This window comes from Methylophaga sp. F7 (assembly GCF_056863975.1).
This window is the reverse complement of sequence record NZ_CM166511.1, coordinates 1,100,911-1,118,280: the sequence shown is the minus strand read 5'-3', so window position 1 is coordinate 1,118,280 and position 17,370 is coordinate 1,100,911. Positions and strand designations below refer to the sequence as shown.

13 protein-coding genes are annotated in these 17,370 nt (G+C 45.5%); 3 read left to right on the top strand and 10 right to left on the bottom strand.

Annotation, left to right across the window (positions count from 1 at the left end; translation table 11 throughout):
* Positions 1-5: 5 nt before the first annotated feature.
* Genes AC08OG_RS05710 through AC08OG_RS05700 form a run of 3 tightly spaced genes read right to left on the bottom strand, consistent with a single transcriptional unit; the run spans position 6 to position 4,423 of the window.
* Positions 6-2,906: a 2Fe-2S iron-sulfur cluster-binding protein gene (locus AC08OG_RS05710; protein ID WP_482930275.1), complete on the bottom strand. Its 2,901-nt coding sequence runs from the start codon at positions 2,904-2,906 to the stop codon at positions 6-8.
* Entirely contained in the window at positions 2,903-3,166 is a 264-nt protein-coding gene (locus tag AC08OG_RS05705; RefSeq protein WP_482930274.1) for a sarcosine oxidase subunit delta, read from the bottom strand. The genes AC08OG_RS05710 and AC08OG_RS05705 overlap by 4 nt, the downstream gene beginning before the upstream one ends.
* Positions 3,167-3,181: 15 nt before the next feature.
* Positions 3,182-4,423: an FAD-dependent oxidoreductase gene (locus AC08OG_RS05700; protein ID WP_482930273.1), complete on the bottom strand. Its 1,242-nt coding sequence runs from the start codon at positions 4,421-4,423 to the stop codon at positions 3,182-3,184.
* A 246-nt stretch (positions 4,424-4,669) separates the two neighbouring features.
* Between AC08OG_RS05700 and AC08OG_RS05695 the strand changes: the two genes are divergently transcribed.
* Positions 4,670-5,305, top strand: coding sequence for a helix-turn-helix domain-containing protein (locus AC08OG_RS05695; RefSeq protein WP_482930272.1), 636 nt, complete (start codon positions 4,670-4,672; stop codon positions 5,303-5,305).
* Positions 5,306-5,346: 41 nt separating this feature from the next.
* On the opposite strand, the gene AC08OG_RS05690 is transcribed toward AC08OG_RS05695, so the two are convergent.
* From AC08OG_RS05690 to AC08OG_RS05680, 3 genes are all read right to left on the bottom strand, one after another.
* A complete protein-coding gene (locus AC08OG_RS05690) occupies positions 5,347-5,751 on the bottom strand; it encodes a group II truncated hemoglobin (protein ID WP_292402309.1) in 405 nt (134 codons plus the stop codon).
* Between the two features lie 152 nt (positions 5,752-5,903).
* Positions 5,904-7,694, bottom strand: coding sequence for a sodium-extruding oxaloacetate decarboxylase subunit alpha (gene oadA / locus AC08OG_RS05685; RefSeq protein WP_482930271.1), 1,791 nt, complete (start codon positions 7,692-7,694; stop codon positions 5,904-5,906).
* A gap of 23 nt (positions 7,695-7,717) precedes the next feature.
* A complete protein-coding gene (locus AC08OG_RS05680; protein ID WP_292355636.1) occupies positions 7,718-9,133 on the bottom strand; it encodes an acetyl-CoA carboxylase biotin carboxylase subunit in 1,416 nt (471 codons plus the stop codon).
* A 119-nt stretch (positions 9,134-9,252) separates the two neighbouring features.
* Here AC08OG_RS05680 and AC08OG_RS05675 point away from each other — a divergent pair, with 119 nt between their 5' ends.
* Positions 9,253-10,194, top strand: a complete 942-nt coding sequence (locus tag AC08OG_RS05675; RefSeq protein ID WP_482930270.1) for a LysR family transcriptional regulator — start codon at positions 9,253-9,255, stop codon at positions 10,192-10,194.
* 583 nt (positions 10,195-10,777) lie between these two features.
* The gene (locus AC08OG_RS05670; RefSeq protein ID WP_482930269.1) at positions 10,778-11,287 is read left to right on the top strand and encodes a cytochrome b; all 510 of its coding nucleotides are present in this window, start codon (positions 10,778-10,780) and stop codon (positions 11,285-11,287) included.
* A gap of 288 nt (positions 11,288-11,575) precedes the next feature.
* Here AC08OG_RS05670 and AC08OG_RS05665 read toward each other — a convergent pair whose 3' ends face one another.
* The 4 genes from AC08OG_RS05665 to xrtD form a co-directional block, all read right to left on the bottom strand.
* Positions 11,576-12,535: a DHH family phosphoesterase gene (locus AC08OG_RS05665; protein ID WP_482930268.1), complete on the bottom strand. Its 960-nt coding sequence runs from the start codon at positions 12,533-12,535 to the stop codon at positions 11,576-11,578.
* 1 nt (position 12,536) lies between these two features.
* Complete coding sequence (gene cysC, locus AC08OG_RS05660) at positions 12,537-13,145, bottom strand: adenylyl-sulfate kinase (RefSeq protein ID WP_292402293.1); 609 nt, start codon at positions 13,143-13,145, stop codon at positions 12,537-12,539.
* A 284-nt stretch (positions 13,146-13,429) separates the two neighbouring features.
* Positions 13,430-15,811: a tetratricopeptide repeat protein gene (locus tag AC08OG_RS05655; RefSeq protein WP_482930267.1), complete on the bottom strand. Its 2,382-nt coding sequence runs from the start codon at positions 15,809-15,811 to the stop codon at positions 13,430-13,432.
* A 16-nt stretch (positions 15,812-15,827) separates the two neighbouring features.
* Positions 15,828-17,330 carry a VPLPA-CTERM-specific exosortase XrtD gene (gene xrtD, locus AC08OG_RS05650; RefSeq protein WP_292402288.1) on the bottom strand — a complete coding sequence of 501 codons (1,503 nt, stop codon included), beginning with the start codon at positions 17,328-17,330 and terminating at the stop codon, positions 15,828-15,830.
* Positions 17,331-17,370: the final 40 nt, after the last annotated feature.

Here is a 17,370-nt window from a genome sequence, read left to right as displayed (position 1 = left end):
GCTCCTTAGCCCTTATTCATACTTAGAAAAGAGTGCTCAACTACTTCAGCCTTTTCGATCCGTCCGCTATCCGTGCGAATCGCAAAGCGATGACCAGCCTTGGCCTGTTCTGGCAGGACAAAGGCAAAGCCAATTACCCGATTTACATATTCACTGTAAGAAATACTGGTCACCCGACCAGCGATCTCACCCTTTTCAATGACCAGATTGCATTCCTTGGGCAGTTCACCAAAATCCGCATCCAATACAAAGGTCACCAGTTTTTTCTTCAGTGGTTTCTTCTGCAGAATTTTCAGGCTGCGCTGACCAATGAAAAAGGCTTTATCCATTGCCACCAGTGATTCAGAATGTGCTTCAAATGGATTCGTCAAACCATCAGTATCGTGACTGATCAGATGATGTCCCATCTCCAACCGCAGCAGACGCTGGGCATCAGTACCAAACGGCCGTAGTCCATAGGTTTTGCCTGCTTCCATAATTTTCTGCCAGACATGCAGACCGGCATTCGATGGAACATGAATTTCAAAAGCCAGATCCGCAACAAATGCCACTCGCATCACTCTGGCTTTGACACCAGCCACTAAAGCCTCGCGATATGCCCCTTGTGGAAAAGCTTCTTCCAAAAGGTCCAGATCGGTCAGTTCACTGAGTATTGAACGGGATGAAGGACCGGCCAATGTCATGGCAGACATCACACCAGTCAGATTGACCAGAGTGACCTGCATGCCCCAAAGCTGCAGATTGCGTTGCATTTCACGATATACCGTGGCGGCATTGGAAGAGTTGGTCGACACGTAAAACTTGTCTTGATCCAGACGCACTGCTACGCCGTCATCAACAATGACACCGGCTTCATCAAGTAACATGGCGATACGGCTATTGCCGACTTTCTGACTGGCAAATTTTCCGGTATAGAAACGCTCCAGAAACGCAGCAGCATCTTTGCCGAAGACTTCAATTTTGCCCAAAGTACTGCCATCAATCATGCCAGCAGATTTACGAACAGCCATCGCTTCCTGTTGCACTGCTTGCTGACTGGTTAAATTAATACCCAGTGGCAGGTAATAAGCAGGTCGCAACCACACACCGGCTTCCATCATCACCCCGCCTTCTTTCACATGCCATTCATGCATGGCTGTATGACGATGTGGATGAAAACCTCTTCCGCCTAAATGACCAATCGGAGTTGGATGAAAGAATGGTCTTGCTGTAGTGGAACCAATTTTTTCAACGGGTAAATCCCTTATGCGAGCCAGAATACGAATAGCATTCATATTGGAATGCTTACCCTGACTTGGTCCCATACCAACAGTGGTGAAGCGTTTCATTAACTCAATGTTGTCAAAACCTTCCTTGGCAGCATTGATAAAATCTTTTACCTGAATATCTTCATCAAAATCGACAAAGTTTTTGCCTTTTGGGTGATTCACAATGGGGTAAGGATGACTGGGCGAGTTACCACGATGTGCCATCACAGCGACGGGATCAGCAGTACCCTTGCCAAGATAGCGTGCAGCTTCAGCACCGGCCCGTTTGCCATCCAGCAACCGTTGCTCAAGTTCAAAGATGCCATTGACTTTACCGGCAGCGAATATTCCTTCTGGCAGCTGATTCGGCACAAACTGTTGAACCGCCTGGTCATAGCGCATCTGTGTACCGGCCTGATAAAGTAAAGCTGCAGCCGGTGCCCAGCCAGCACTCATCGCAACACCATCGCAATTCAATACGACTTGCTGATGCGGATCAGCCTCGGCAGTAGCCTCATCATAAGGACATACAATAACGGCACTGACACCCAGTTTGTCGGATGAAGGCACTACCTCATAAATACAGCTGCCCAGATGAACGGCGATACCAGCCTGTTTAACCTTTTCAGTCAAATCACCATCGGCACCGGTTTGACGCATATCAATGACGGCAACTATTTCGACTTTGGCTGCAGCCAGATCCAGTGCCGCCCGGTAGCCATAATCATTCGCAGTGACCAATACGCCTTTTGTAAAGGGTTTAACCGAGTAACGATTCACTAGGCGTTGTGCGGCTGAGCTCAGCATCACTCCCGGTAAATCGTTATAACGAAATACAGGAGGTTGTTCAAAAGCACCGCTGGCAACAATAACTGATCCGGCACGAACTTTAGTAATGCCCCGTTTTTCAACAATTGGCACCAGATGATCTGTGTAATAACCACCGGCATAGGCATCAGCAATCACCTGAATATTGGCGTGATTGAGTACATTTTCTGTCAGTTGTTTTAACAAAGACCCGGTATTCACGTCAGCGGCCATATCATAGGTCAGACTACCGCCAATTTTGCGATTTTCATCCACCAGAATGACCTGACTGCCAGCTTCGGCTGCTTCGAGTGCTGCAGAAAGTCCTGACGCACCCGCTCCAACAACCAGCACATCACAATGTGCATAGCGTTTGGCACGGGTGACGCGTGGATAGTTGAAATTGACTTCACCCAGCCCCGCCGCCTTACGGATCTTGTCTTCCCAGAAGGGGAACATCCATTTAGGTTTATGGAAAGTTTTGTAATAAAAGCCCACCGGCAAAAACGCCGATATCTTATCGATATAACGACCTTTATCTTTTATTACACCACCATCGGTATTGACCGCAGTCAGCTGCATATTATGAGTAACCGGGATCACATCAGCTCGGATATTAGTGTCCACACCATCCGTCATCAACGCATTGACATCGTGATTGGCAAAACTCAATAAACCACGTGCCCGGTGATATTTGAAACTGCGTCCCAAAACCTTAATGTCCGCAGCCCAGAGTGCACTACTGATGGTATCGCCTTCATATGCTTCAATTTGTTGGCCTTCATATTCGAAGGTCAAAGGCATATCACGGTTGATCCATTCATTCTCTTGTTCAGCGATACGCAATGTCATGCCTTATTCTCCTGACCGTAAAGATAGGTCCGGCTGACTTTGTCAGTCAGCGTGTTTCTTTCTGCGATAAACCAGGTGCCGCTCGGACCGTGGTACCACCATTCTTTTTTCAAACCCGGCGCGCCATGCCTGTGATGCACATAGGTGGCCCACTCTTTATCACTGCAGGTATCTGGGTCGGGCATCTCTCTGTATTCCCCACCGTAGGTAAATTCACTCACCGGGCGGATGCCGTTAACGGGGCATTGAAGTAATTTCATCTTGCTATCCCTAAATCAGTGGCCGACCGAGGCTGCGCCTTTTTCACCGGTCAGCTCATAATCTTCAAATCGTGATAGACGGAATGATTTGATCATATCCGGGGCCATATCTCGGGCGATGGTTTCAGCCATTGTCTTGCCGCTAATGGGCGTGGCTTTAAAGCCCCAGGTGCCCCAACCGGCATCAATGTAAAAGCCTTCGACTTCAGTTTTGCCCATGATCGGGGCAAAGTCCGGCGTCAAATCGGCCATCCCCGCCCATTGCCGTACGACTTTCACATTACCGAGGAATGGAAACATATCGGTGATATGCGACGTCAGGCCTTCAACAAAATCCAGTGAGGATCGGGTTGAATGTATTTCGTAAGGATCCAGTGACGATCCCATAACCAATTCACCGCGAGAGGACTGACTGACATAAACATGCAAGCTGCCGGAAACCAGGATGGTGTCTAACCAGGGTTTCATTGGCTCAGTCACACATGCCTGCAGCGGATGGATCACAATGGGTGTTTCAATATCGACCATTTCGCAAATGCGTGGCGTAAAGCCGGCGACTGCTGATAACACGCGGTTGGTACTGATATAACCTTTGCTAGTCTGTACTCCAACGACCTTGCCGCTTTTTACGTTAATACTGGTCACTTCAGTGCTCTGGAATATTTCCACGCCCATGCGATCAGCTTCCTTGGCATAGCCCCAAGCAACAGCATCGTGACGCGCAACTGAACCAGGTGCGTGATATAACGCGCCAAGGATAGGTGCCTGACCACTGCAGGAAATATCCAGTTGTGGGCATGCTTTTGAAATCTCATCAGGGCCAACCACATAGCTTTCAACGCCTACATGTTTGTTGACTTCTGCACGCCAGCGCATGGTACGCATGGCTGAATCAGTATGCGCTAAGGTGAAATGGCCACGATTGGAATAAAACAGGTTAATGTCGAGCTCTTCTGAGAGATCTTCAAACAACTTGACACTGGCATTGTAAAAATTGACGCCTTCCGGAGTCAGGTAGTTGGAACGAACAATAGTGGTATTGCGTCCGGTATTACCGCCACCGATATAACCTTTTTCCAGCACTGCAACATTCGTGATGCCGTGATCTTTAGCCAGATAATAGGCTGCAGCCAGACCATGCCCACCGCCGCCAATGATGACCGCATCATAGGTTTTTTTCGGTTCAGTACAGTCCCGGAAAAAACGGGGAGCCGGGTGTTCTCGACTGACTGCATATTTCAAAAGTCTTAATGGCATTTTTGCCCCTCATTGATATGTTTGCCATTCCATCTACTACCTAAGAGGTATATAGAACTACCACCTTTTAGGTAAACTTTGTTTCACATGATGAAACCATGGGTTCATTTACTCATGTGAGAAATCGGATGTCAACACTTCAACGAAACTTTTTTTCATCATATGAATCTTTCGTGACCTTCCACAAAAAAAATTCGTGTATGATCAAGGTTCTATTAAGGGAAAAGGCAGGGAGATTTAAACGGCGTGAACGATAAACTAGACATGAATGGAATCGAAAGCACTATAAAATCGCTGGACAAGCACCTTGGCAACACGCTGCGCCATATTCGTCTTGATAACGGACTGACTATTGCCGAAGTTGCAAAACGGGCCAGCCTGAGTCGGGGGATGCTTAGTAAAATTGAAAATGGCTTAACGTCACCGAGCCTGGAAAAACTGGAACATTTAGCGAATGCGCTAGGCGTTACCCTGTCCAAACTGTTTCATGATTACGATACCCCCAGAGGTGGTGCGCAATATGTTAAAAATGGTGAAGGGATGGAAGTGGTCAGACGTGGCACAAAATCCGGCCACACCTATCATTTGCTCGCCTACGATCAGGGGCCAAAAAAGTTATTTGAGCCTTTTTTAATTTCGCTGGAAGAAGAAAGCGAAGTATTTGCCCCATTTGAACACTCAGGTGTCGAATTTATCTTCATGCTGGAAGGAAGGCTTGAATACACTGTCGGTGATGAACGCTATATTCTGAGTCCAGGCGATTCACTGACATTCAATGCTGAACAACCACATCGTCCTGAAGCCAAGTTAAAAATGCCTATCCGCTATCTGGCGATCATTTATTACGACAGTTTGGATGCTATGGAGCATGAGCAGGATTAACCAGATTTAAGGGGCAACAGCCCCTAGTTGTTTAGTCTCACCTAGTGCTTGACCAATAAACCGGCCATGCGCTCAAAGTTTTCCATTAGAAGTTGTTTCATCTCGGGGTCGTAATTCAGTTTTTCGATAGCCAATTGCATGGAAGCTAACCAGGCATCCTTGTGTGCTTCGGTGATTTCAACATGCTCATGGATTTGTCGCACATTGGAATGCCCCCACTTCTCAGCATAAAGCTTCGGCCCGCCAAACATACCCGAGAAAAAATTGAACTGTTCCATACGGGCGTGTGCCATACCATGACCACGTAAATGCAGCAGATGAATCGGCCGTCCGACTTCTGTTGTTTCCAATACATCACAAAAGGTATTAACCAGCTTTCGAATACCCTCAGCTCCCCCCAAATTATCGTATATTGAGGGTTTTCTACGCTCAGCCGTCAGTGTCATTATGCGACTCCACAATACTTATCTGTATCATCGAGTCTAGCGCCAGAACATCTAATAAGTTAATACACAGGACTAAGTACTACTTAGATAGTAATACGCCGTCACAATCGCTAAGGATTAAACCAGGCTTTAAGCCAGCCAAAATAAAAGTGTTAACCAATTTCGATCAGCACCTCTCCAGGTGTCACCCGATCCCCTTTAGTGACATGGATCGCTTTGACTTCCCCATCGATATTAGCCAGCAACTCGGATTCCATTTTCATGGCTTCGATAATCATCGTCGATTGTCCGGAGTTCACTTTGTCGCCAACATTGACAAGGACTTCAACCACATTACCTGGTAATGGTGTGGTGACATGACCAGGATCGCTGGCTTTTTTGCGGCCTTGCTGAGCACCACCAGAAACAAATTCGCTGATGGTTTCAAATACGACTTCTTCGGGCATACCATCGACTGACACATACATTTTGCGTTTGCCGCCACCAACGTCGCCGACACCGGTAATGGCAACATCATATGTTTCACCATGCACATCGACTTTAAACTCGGTTGATACCGTGCCTGGTGCTTTACCTTTACTCTCAGGAATCAAAGGCTCTGGTTGCAAGGTTCCATCCAGGCGTTGCTGCAGGAATTCACGGCCGATATCGGGGAACATGGCAAACGTTAATACATCTTCTTCGCAGGTTGCCAAATCCCCTACCTTGGCACGTAATTTATCCATTTCAGGGGCAATGGAATCGGCTGGACGTGATTCCATCACGGTTTCATTGCCAATGGCTTTGCGTTGTAATTCGGCATTAATCGGTGCCGGTGGCTGGCCATAGCCACCCAGTAAATAACGTTTCACTTCATTAGTGATGGTTTTATAACGCTCACCACTTAATACGTTATAAACCGCCTGAGTACCGACAATCTGTGAGGTTGGCGTGACCAATGGTGGAAAGCCCAGATCTTCACGGACTCTTGGGATCTCGGCAAATACTTCACGGATACGATCCAAAGCATTCTGCTCTTTCAGCTGATTGGCCAGATTGGACATCATGCCACCGGGCACCTGATTGATTTGAACCGAAACATCTTCACGCGTGAATTCGCTTTCGAACTGATGGTATTTTTTACGCACTTCACGGAAATAATCGGCAATTTCCGACAATAAATTCAAATCCAGACCGGTATCCCATTCGGTTCCATTTAACGCCGCCACCTGGCTTTCCGTGGCAGGATGACTGGTGCCGCCAGCAAAGGCTGATATGGCGGTATCAATCCGGTCAACGCCCGCCTCAATGGCTTTCAACTGACACAACGGTGCCAAACCAGAGGTGGAATGACTATGAATCACTAATGGTAAATCCACAGCGGATTTAATGGCTTTGACCAGCTCATAAGTGGGATACGGAGCCAGCAGACCGGCCATATCTTTTATCGCAATGGAATCCGCGCCCATATCACGCAGCGTTTTAGCCTGTTCAACAAACAATTCAGGTGTGTGTACCGGACTGGTGGTATAAGCGATAGTGCCTTGAGCATGTTTACCGGCATCCTTCACCGCTTTTATTGCGGTTTCCAGATTACGCATATCATTCAACGCATCAAAAATCCGGAACACATCAATGCCATTCTCAGCGGCTTTGGCCACAAAAGCCTGCACCACATCATCCGCATAGTGACGATATCCCAATAGATTCTGACCACGTAACAGCATTTGTAATCGCGTGTTGGGTAGCATGCCACGTAACATCCGCAACCGTTGCCATGGATCTTCTTTCAGGTAACGCACGCAGGCATCAAAAGTTGCCCCGCCCCATACTTCCAACGACCAGTACCCTACCCGATCCAGCTTTTCGCAGATCGGTAACATGTCATCAGTACGCATGCGGGTAGCAATCAATGATTGATGTGCATCACGCAGCGTCACATCAGTAACTTGAATTTGTTTCATTACAATTCTCCGGCTAACTTGTTTTACCAGCCTGCATGCGCGGCGATGGCCGTAGCCAATACCAGTGCCAATGCGGTGGGATGACGTTTATCTGAATAGGTCAGTAATTCGGGATGAGCAGCTACAAAGCTGGTATCAAATTTTCCTGCTCTGAAATCGGGATGTTTGAGGATCTGTTGATAGTAACTGGCCGTGGTTTTAATGCCATGCAAACGCATATCATCCAGAGCACGACGACCACGATCGACTGCATCTTCCCAATCCAGTGCCCAAACCACCAGCTTCAAACACATCGAGTCAAAATAAGGCGGGATTTCATAGCCTGTATAAATCGCGGTATCGACACGAACACCCGGACCACCCGGTGCATAGTAATGTGTGATGCGACCAAAACTGGGTAGGAAATCATTTTTCGGATCTTCAGCATTGATCCGAAACTGCAGGGCAAAACCCCGGTAATGAATATCTTCCTGACGATATCGCAAGGTTTCACCGGCGGCGATGCGCAATTGTTCGCGAACAATATCAATACCGGTGATCTGTTCGGTAATGGTGTGTTCGACCTGGATCCGGGTATTCATCTCCATGAAATACACCTGATTTCCGGTCAGCAAAAATTCAACGGTTCCGGCATTTTCATAACCAACGGCTTCAGTGGCTTTCACCGCCAACCCACCAATATAGTTACGTTGTTCTGGTGTTAACTGAGGACTTGGAGCAATTTCAATCAATTTTTGGTTTCGGCGTTGGATGGAACAATCACGTTCGTATAAATGCACCACATTGCCATGACTGTCTGCCAACACCTGTACTTCAATATGCCGTGGGTTAACGATGCACTTTTCCATAAACACTTCAGCTGAGCCAAAGGCTTTGGTCGCTTCAGAAATAACCCGGGGAAACTGTTGTTTCAGTTCAGCCGGTGTATCACAACGGCGAATACCTCGACCACCACCACCGGAAGTGGCTTTGATCATGATGGGGTAACCAATCTCGTCAGCAACCGTTAATGCTTCTTCAATATTTTCAAGGTTACCGTCAGAGCCTGGCGTAATAGGAACACCGGCTTTACGCATGCTATCGCGAGCGGCAGTTTTATCGCCCATCTTTTCAATGACTGAGGCTTTAGGGCCAATAAAGATAATGCCGTTTTGTTCGCACAAGCGGGCGAAACGGGCATTTTCAGACAAGAAACCATAACCAGGATGAATCGCATCACAGCCGGTTTCGACGGCCAGATTTACCAGCCGGACCGGGTCCAGATAACCTTCCAGCGGGTCGTCGCCAAGTGAATAGGATTCATCAGCGCGTTTCACGTGTAAGGCATAACGATCCGGTTCAGTATAAATTGCCACTGAACGAATCCCCATTTCCGAGCAGGCCCGGACAATTCGAACAGCAATTTCGCCGCGATTGGCGATCAGGATTTTTTTCAACATAGCTCAGCCTCGGCCAGATTTGTTGGCAAAGCGTAAAACAAATTACTGATAAACAAAAATCAATTAAATATAATTCACCTATAAGTAAAAACTTATCACTCAATATACAGGTGCAGTAAATGGCGCTCAGTCTCCAACAATTAGTATCCCGTTTGTCATTCAGACAAATGCAGGTTTTTCAGGCGGTCTACCAACATAAAGGTTACCGCAAAGCAGCGGAATATCTGGGTCTTACCCAACCTGCGGTCAGCTCACAAATGCGGCATCTGGAAAATGCACTTGAGCAGCCACTGTTTGAATATATCGGACGCCAACTGTATTGCACCGAAGCAGGTGAACGGGTGGCAGTGTTTATAGAACGTTTATTTGGTCAAATGAGTGAACTACAAAGCGAATTGAATTTATTGCGGGAAGCGCTCTCAGGCGATTTACGCTTAAGTATTGTCAGTTCATCGCAAACTGTCGTGCCCTATTTACTGAGCAGCTTTCTGAAAGAATTCCCAGCGGTAAATGTTCATATCGACGTTGTAAACCGTACCCAGGCCTTGGAAAGATTAAAACTGAATATTGATGATGTGGTCATTATGGCAATGGTCCCTGAAGGACGCTCATTAAGCACATTACCTTTCCTGGATAATGAACTCATTGCTGTAATCAACAACCAACATCCTTTGAACAAACAAAATCAGGTCTCAGCAAAGCAGTTTTTTGCCGAGCCCATGTTGATACGAGAAAATGGTTCAGGAACTCGGTTTGCCGTTGAACATCACTGTCAGCAACATCGTCTGCAAATTAAACCGACCATGGAATTAAGTTCCAATGAAAGCATTAAACACGCTGTTATTGCCGGTCTTGGAGTAGCCATCCTGCCAAGGTTAAGTGTGATTGCTGAGTTACGAACCGGACAATTGAAGATGTTGGAAATTCAAGACTTTCCCATTCGCCGTTCATGGTGTCTGGTTCACCCAATGGGCAAATATCCGTCACGTGTGGCCCAGTCTTTTATTGATCATGTGTATGAACGACTGGAACAGATTCACACGCATTTTCAAAAGTTCTGATAATGAAAAATTGATAACGAAGGCCTAATCATAATCTCTTAATAAACACTTAAACTTGCCGCTCATATACTAGGGCTTGTTTATCTTTCATCTCCGCCTCTGTTGTGAGCTGAAAAAGCGTCAATCAAGGCACAAGGAGCGCCTTTTGTGAGATACATCCATGTATCTCACCCCATTGGGGCTTACGCTCAAAAACGCTCCCGGCGTTTTTGTAGTTGTTCTAAATAAGCGACGAGAAACGCAGACCGGCGCGCGCCTCCCTGGCGCGCCGGCATACAGTCCATCCGTGGACATAAGTGGCGCTTTTTCAGTCACAACCCGAAGGGCTGGGACTATTTTTGCGCCCGCCTGTGTTGTATGAAATACATCCCTGTATTTCACCGCTGCGCGGCCAACTAAGCTGTTCAAATGAGTTCCAGACTCATTTGTCAAACACTTATGTAGGAAGACTACACTGCGTGCTTTCCGCCTTGTCGGACACAAAAATAGTCTCCAGTAGTGGTGGATATGAAAGAAAAACAAGCCCTAAGCGAGATGACGCTCTCGTAAATATAAAAAATGATGGCAAACAAAGGAGAGAGAAATGTTAGATGACGATAACAAACGCTATGGCTCCATCACGCGTTTTTTTCATTGGGTAGTCGCCGTATTGGTGTTGCAGCAGTTTTTTAAATTTGCCGATCGGATTAATGAAGGCGAACATTGGCTAGGTGATACCTTTGGTCCATGGCATGTCTCCATGGGTGCCATTATTCTGCTTCTCACAGTCACGCGCCTATTGTGGACGATGAAACAAAAACCTCAGCGCCCAACTAACCCGGGAATGGACGGCACTATGGTCAAACTGGCGCATCGGTTGATGTATCTATCCATGCTTGTTATGCCTTTCCTTGGGGCCTTATATATTCACGGTAAAGGCTATCCGGTCAAAGTGTTTGGTGTTGAACTGATTGGCAAACCTGCTGGTGAAGTTCCGTGGGCACTTTCCCTTGGTGAGTGGCACTCTCCTTTTGCATTTTTATTGGTATTTCTGGTGATCGCCCATATTACCGGGGGCTATATCATCACTTCATCCGAAAAGACGATGTTTTAAAACGCATGGCAGGTTAAAACTAAGCATAAAAAAGCCCTGTAGATTAAGTTCTGCAAGGCTTTTTTAAATTTAACATTAGGGCTAGTTGATCTTTCATATCCACCACCGCTGACGGCTATTTTTGTGTCCGACAAGGCGGAAAGCACGCAGTGTAGCCACCCTACAGAAGTGATTGACAAATGAGTCTGGAACTCATTTGAACAGCTTAGCTGGCCGCGAAGCGGTGAAGTACAGGGATGTATTTCATACAACAGAGGCGGAGATGAAAGAGCCACAAGCCCTAACGCTCTAAGCGTATTGTTTCTCCATCACCTCAATAAGCTGATCAAGCTGATTCATTGGAAGAGCATTAATCCCGGCGGCCGCTTTACGTCCACCACCGGTTGGAAATTGACCGGCAATCTCATCAGCGCCACTCCGGTTAGAGTTCGGTGCCCGTATACTTACCAGATAGTGATCAGCATCTTTTACTGAAACAATCGCATGTGCTCGGTCGGGAAACTGGTTTGCCAATTCATTACCCAAAACTCCACTGACACGACGCGCCCACTTTTCATCAGGCAAACAGATAACGGCCAGCTTGTCTGTTTGATACTTTGGGGAAATGGTTAAGCCAGAACGCATATCTTCGTTATAACCGGTTGAAAGCTTTTCATAAGCCGCACGATTATCATGAATAAAATCAAAGGGGGAAGTGTAAGCTACGCACTGTTTAAATAACTCGGCCGGATGGAATAACAAATCATCCGTATTGGCACCATAGCCGTTGTAATTAAGATAAATCCCCAGCGAAGATAACTCTTCACGTTGGGCATCGCTCATTCCGGCTTCGTCAGCAAGTTTATCTGCCACAGCAGTCAGATTATCACCATATGCGGCAGTAATAGCCCACTGATGAAATTGTCCATCAAGATAGTTATCAACGATGAGTGAGGTACAGGTAGTTGCGGCCATATCGATATAAGCAGATAAGCCGGCATGTTGTGGAATATCACCTGGTTGATGATGATCGGCATAAAACACATCGGCTCCTGCATCAAGCAAACGCATTAAATCAACGGCATTTTTTTCCATTGAGATATCCAGCACTGTCAGCTTGTCACCTGCATCAGCCTGTACGTTCTTAAGCAGGTTAATATCACGCTTTATGCCTGTAACTAACTCGGAGTCCCTCGGTTCGGCAAGTCGCAATTGCACCAGCGCGCAAATGCCATCGGCATCGCCATTAAATACATCAATAAACCGCATCTTAAGCCTTACTATGGATGATATTGTTTGTACGTAAATACTCAATTACCTGTGCCACGCACTCGGCAATATCACATTCGGCCGTATTCAAAGTGACTTCGGCCGCTTCTGGAGCTTCGTATTCGGAATCAATCCCCGTAAAGTTCTTAATCTCACCCCGACGGGCTTTTTGATAAAGACCTTTTGGATCTCGCTGCTCACACACACTCAGTGGTGTATCCATATAGACTTCGACAAATTCATCTGCTTCGACCAAGTCACGTACCAAACGGCGATCAGAGCGAAAAGGTGAAATAAAAGCGGTTAAAACAATTAATCCAGCATCGGCAAACAACTTAGCCATTTCACCGATACGGCGAATATTTTCAATTCGGTCATCATCAGAAAAACCAAGATCTTTATTCAGCCCATGTCTGACATTATCACCATCCAGCAAATACGTATGATGTCCTAACTCAAATAAAGCCTGTTCTACTGCACCGGCAATAGTGGATTTGCCTGAAGCACTTAAGCCGGTAAACCATAAAATAGCAGAGCGCTGTTTTTTTTGCTGACTACGATCCGCTTTGCTGACTTTGTGCATGTGCCAGACAACATTCTCCCTTTCCACAGGCAAAACTCCTTAAATTTAGCTTCAATTAGATTTAGATGAGACTATTAAGAAAACAACTCTGTATTCCAGCTCACCAGGTTGGTTAGCTTTTAAAACCCTATTGCCTGCACATTTACTAGGACAGCTAAGCAAAAATAAAAGTAAGTGCGTTTATTTTATCTCGGACTCAATCAAATCAACCTATGCAAAACGGATTAAAGTTAACAGTTTATTTTTTTACAAAAACTACGCTCTTTAATCCGTTATCAATGCATAGAGTTTACTAACAAAAATGTACTACGTTACAACTGACTTAATTGTTCAGTAATTTTAGCCACCAACGCCTCATCATTCTCTTCATTTGCCATACGTTGAGCGCGCTCAAATGATTGGCGGGCCTCTTCAGGCATACTCAAGGCAACATAAACACGGCCAAGATGATAATGGAATAAAGCAATTGCATCATCACTTGAAGCTGCTGTCTCCAATGCAGGTCTGGCATCTTCATAATTACCCATTTTGTAGTTTACCCAGCCAAAGGTATCGGCAAAATAAGGTTGTTCAGAATCCCGAAAACGGCTGGACAATGTTAATGCCCGCTGCAGATTTTCTGGTGATTCAAATTGATCCGTCAGCAAACTGGCGAGATTGTTGGCAGCAACATCAATTGAAGGATCTCGGGAAATAACTTCATCATATAAATCCCGGGCTTTTTGAAACTCTCCCATAGATTCATATGTTGAGGCCAGCTGCAAAGTAAGAACGTTATCTTCAGGTAATTTTTCCAGACCTTGCTGATAAGTTGAAACGGCCTGTTCCATATCACCTTTTTGATGATACATACCAGCCATCATGCCATAGCCTCCACCCCACTGAGGATTCGTCTGAATTCCTTTTTTAGTGACATCTATCGCAGCATCCCAGTCGTTCTGCGACACATAGTAATTACTTAATACTGAGTACCCATTCAACTGTTGAGGATGATCCGCAATGTGTTGATTAAGGTAGTCAATCATCTTTTCTTGCTGTTCCAGACGCACATAGCTTTGGGCCAGTTCCTGCAAGGCACGAGTAAGACCAGGATCAATCTGCAGAGCTCGATCATATTCAGATATGGCCAATGTATAATCTTCAAGCCCTTGATACATCTGAGCACTTAAAAGGTGCGTCAAAGCCGACTCAGAATCCCCTAAAGACTCCAATGTTTTCTGGGTGCCAGCCCAGTCACGTTTAAGAATTCGGACTTGTGCTAAAGCCTGTAATAACTCTTCAGAATCCGGATTACCTTCCAAAGCACCAATCAATACATTTTCAGTCCGCTCCAGATCATTGCTACGCATAAGGCTACTGGCAACCGACATGGCAGCCTGAGGATTACGTGGATTGACAGATAACGCCTGCCTGAAGCTATTCTCAGCTAATTGTGCTGAACCGGTTTTCATATAAACCTGAGCAAGCAGAACCATCGCCTCATCGGCTTCAGGATTATTACGGATTATTGTGCGAAGATTACTTATCGCAGAATCAAAATCCTCATTACGAATTTGTAATTTTGATTTGATCAATAACGCCTGTTCATTTTGTGAATCAATGGCAAGAACTTCATCGGCCATTTTTTCAGCCTGGTCAAAGTTTTGCTTGCTGGCTTCAAGGCCAGCTAATGTCGCCTTTGCTCTCAAACCACTATCGGTATCAGGTTCAGCAGCAATAATAGCTTCCAATTCAGCCACCATATCATCGGTTTTACCCTGTCTCTGCAGCATTTCCAGTTTGGCAAAGCGTAATTCCTGATTATCAGGGTTTTCTGCTAAATATTGATCAAGCTTCGCTACCGCAGCATCGGCATCAGAATTATTTAAAAAACCGACATAAGCCAGTTTGGTTTCAATATCATCAGGATTAGCAGCAATATAATCTTCCATAACCTTACGTGCTTCCTGAGGACGGTTTAATCCATCATTGAGCAATTTAGTACGAGAAATCGCAATCCAGCTTTCATCAGGCATTTCTTCTGATAGCGATGCGAGCAATGACTCCATTGCATTAAAATCTTTTTGTGCTTCGTAAATACTCAACTTAATCATTTTTACTGGCAATGAATCTGGATGAGCAGCTAATGCTTCGTCAGCAGCAGAGAGTGCTGCGTCATATTGTTCAGTTTCTTTGTAGAGCATTATTCTGGCTGACAACGCCTCCATAGACTTACTATCTATAGATAAAGCCTGATTAATTTGCTTTTCTGCTTCGTCAAATTTTTCCTGTTTGATATACACAGTTGCCTGAAGCAATATGGCTTCGATATTTTCCGGCTCAAGGGAAAGCGCTTTTTCAGCCCGCTCCATTGCTTCTTCAAGCCGTCCAGATAGCAATTGTATTTGACCCAGTTTAACAATGGCATTGACGTGATTCGGCTCCAGCGACTCTACCGTGGATAAATTGGCATACATCCCTTTCCAGTTCTGATTCTTTTCATCAATCAACGCCAGTTGGTAATAACCTTCGGCTTCTAACGGATTAATCTGCAAGGCATTGCGGAACTCCAACCGGGCTTTGTCATAATCCCCCTCGTTCATAAGCTCTTTACCGCTTTCAATGAACTTTTCAGAAGATTCCTCGGCAGAACCACAGCCTGAAATAACACCAACCAATAAGGCTGTAAGAACGGTACGTTTTAAATTTTTCATAGCCATATTCCTAAACTTATTCTGCAAGATAACGTTTAATTTCCGGTGAAGTATTCTTCATAAGCGACTGGATTCTGGCATCAGCGTCCTGATGACTCTCACCTGGAAGCACAGGCGTGACATAGCGAACCAGTGCGCCATCTGTTCTGTTTTCCATTAAAGCATCTTTGAATAAAAACCACTTATTCAAATATTCATTAGCAATCTGTCTGCCACGCCCCTGGAACCAGTAATAAACCAACTGTTCCTGATCACCATTTTTGATAATAACGCGGTTAATTGGCTCACCCATGACTTCTGTTCGGCGAAAATCTGCAATCTCCCAACCACCACCCGGGATACATACTCGCGGCGAATGGGGTGACTGACCTTTACGTTGTGATTCATAGTAAGCCACATAAAGGTTAACAATAGTACTGTCCATTCCGGTGAAATTAACAAACAGATAATCTGTCATCCCCAGCTTATCAACCACACGTTCATCTAACTTTTCGTGCTGACCAATCCAATCATTAAATTGTAATGGGAAACTAATAAATTCCTGATGCTCAGGAACTGCTTCAACACGATTATCAAAAAATTTGGTAGCAAATAGAGCTGTAATTAAAATCAGCAGAACGACTATAAATGGTTTGTAGGAATACCCAAGCGAATCCCCACTGAACATTTTATTCGCAGGTGCATGATCCACTACACCAAAAAGCTGTGACAGTGTTTTGCGACTAGGTGCAATTTTCTCCAGCAACACCACCAGTAAGAAAAGCAAAGCGGCGCAGGCCATAAAGATAATCCAGCCCTCAAAATCATGCAGAAAGCCTTCTGCCATTGAGATGCCCCAATTATCAACCATGACGCCAATAGCACCGATCCGGAAACTGTTCATCAAAATGGTAATTGGAATTGTCATCAGAAAGACCGTTGCACGCTTCCAGAATGCCGCTTGATAAAAATACGCTGCAATAAAGCCAAGACTCATTAAAGGAAAGAGATAACGCAGACCACTGCAGGCCTCAACTACCTGAAGTTGATAGACACCCAGGTCAATAATATTGCCTTCCAGGAATACCGGAATCTGGAATAATCGAATGACCTGAACACCTAACCACGAGGAAAATAACTGAAGCTTGGCAGTAAGAACGACTTCTATAACGTAGGGTAAGGGAATCGCAAATAAAAGTAACAGTATTGGAGCGAAGGTATATTTAGTTGCTTTGCCGACGGTGACCATCGAAAGCCCAAGCAGAACCATTACAAAGGAGTATTGAATAAGTAGAAACAGCGCGCTGATTTCGCCCACAATAAAAATAATTATGGCAACCAATATTACGAACACCCCAGACCACAGAGGGGGCCCTTTTGCAGCATTAATTAAATTACGTTTTTCCCATAGAATAAAGAGAGTAACCAGCGGGATTAAAAAACCATGGCTGTATTCTTCCTGGTTGCTCCATCTTGAAACAGCTTCAGCAAGCCCCGCCCAATAGGCTATTATGGCTATTGTGAGTGCAAGGATAAACATCCCTGTCGTCTTTATATTAAGCAAAGTCTACCCCTCTTCC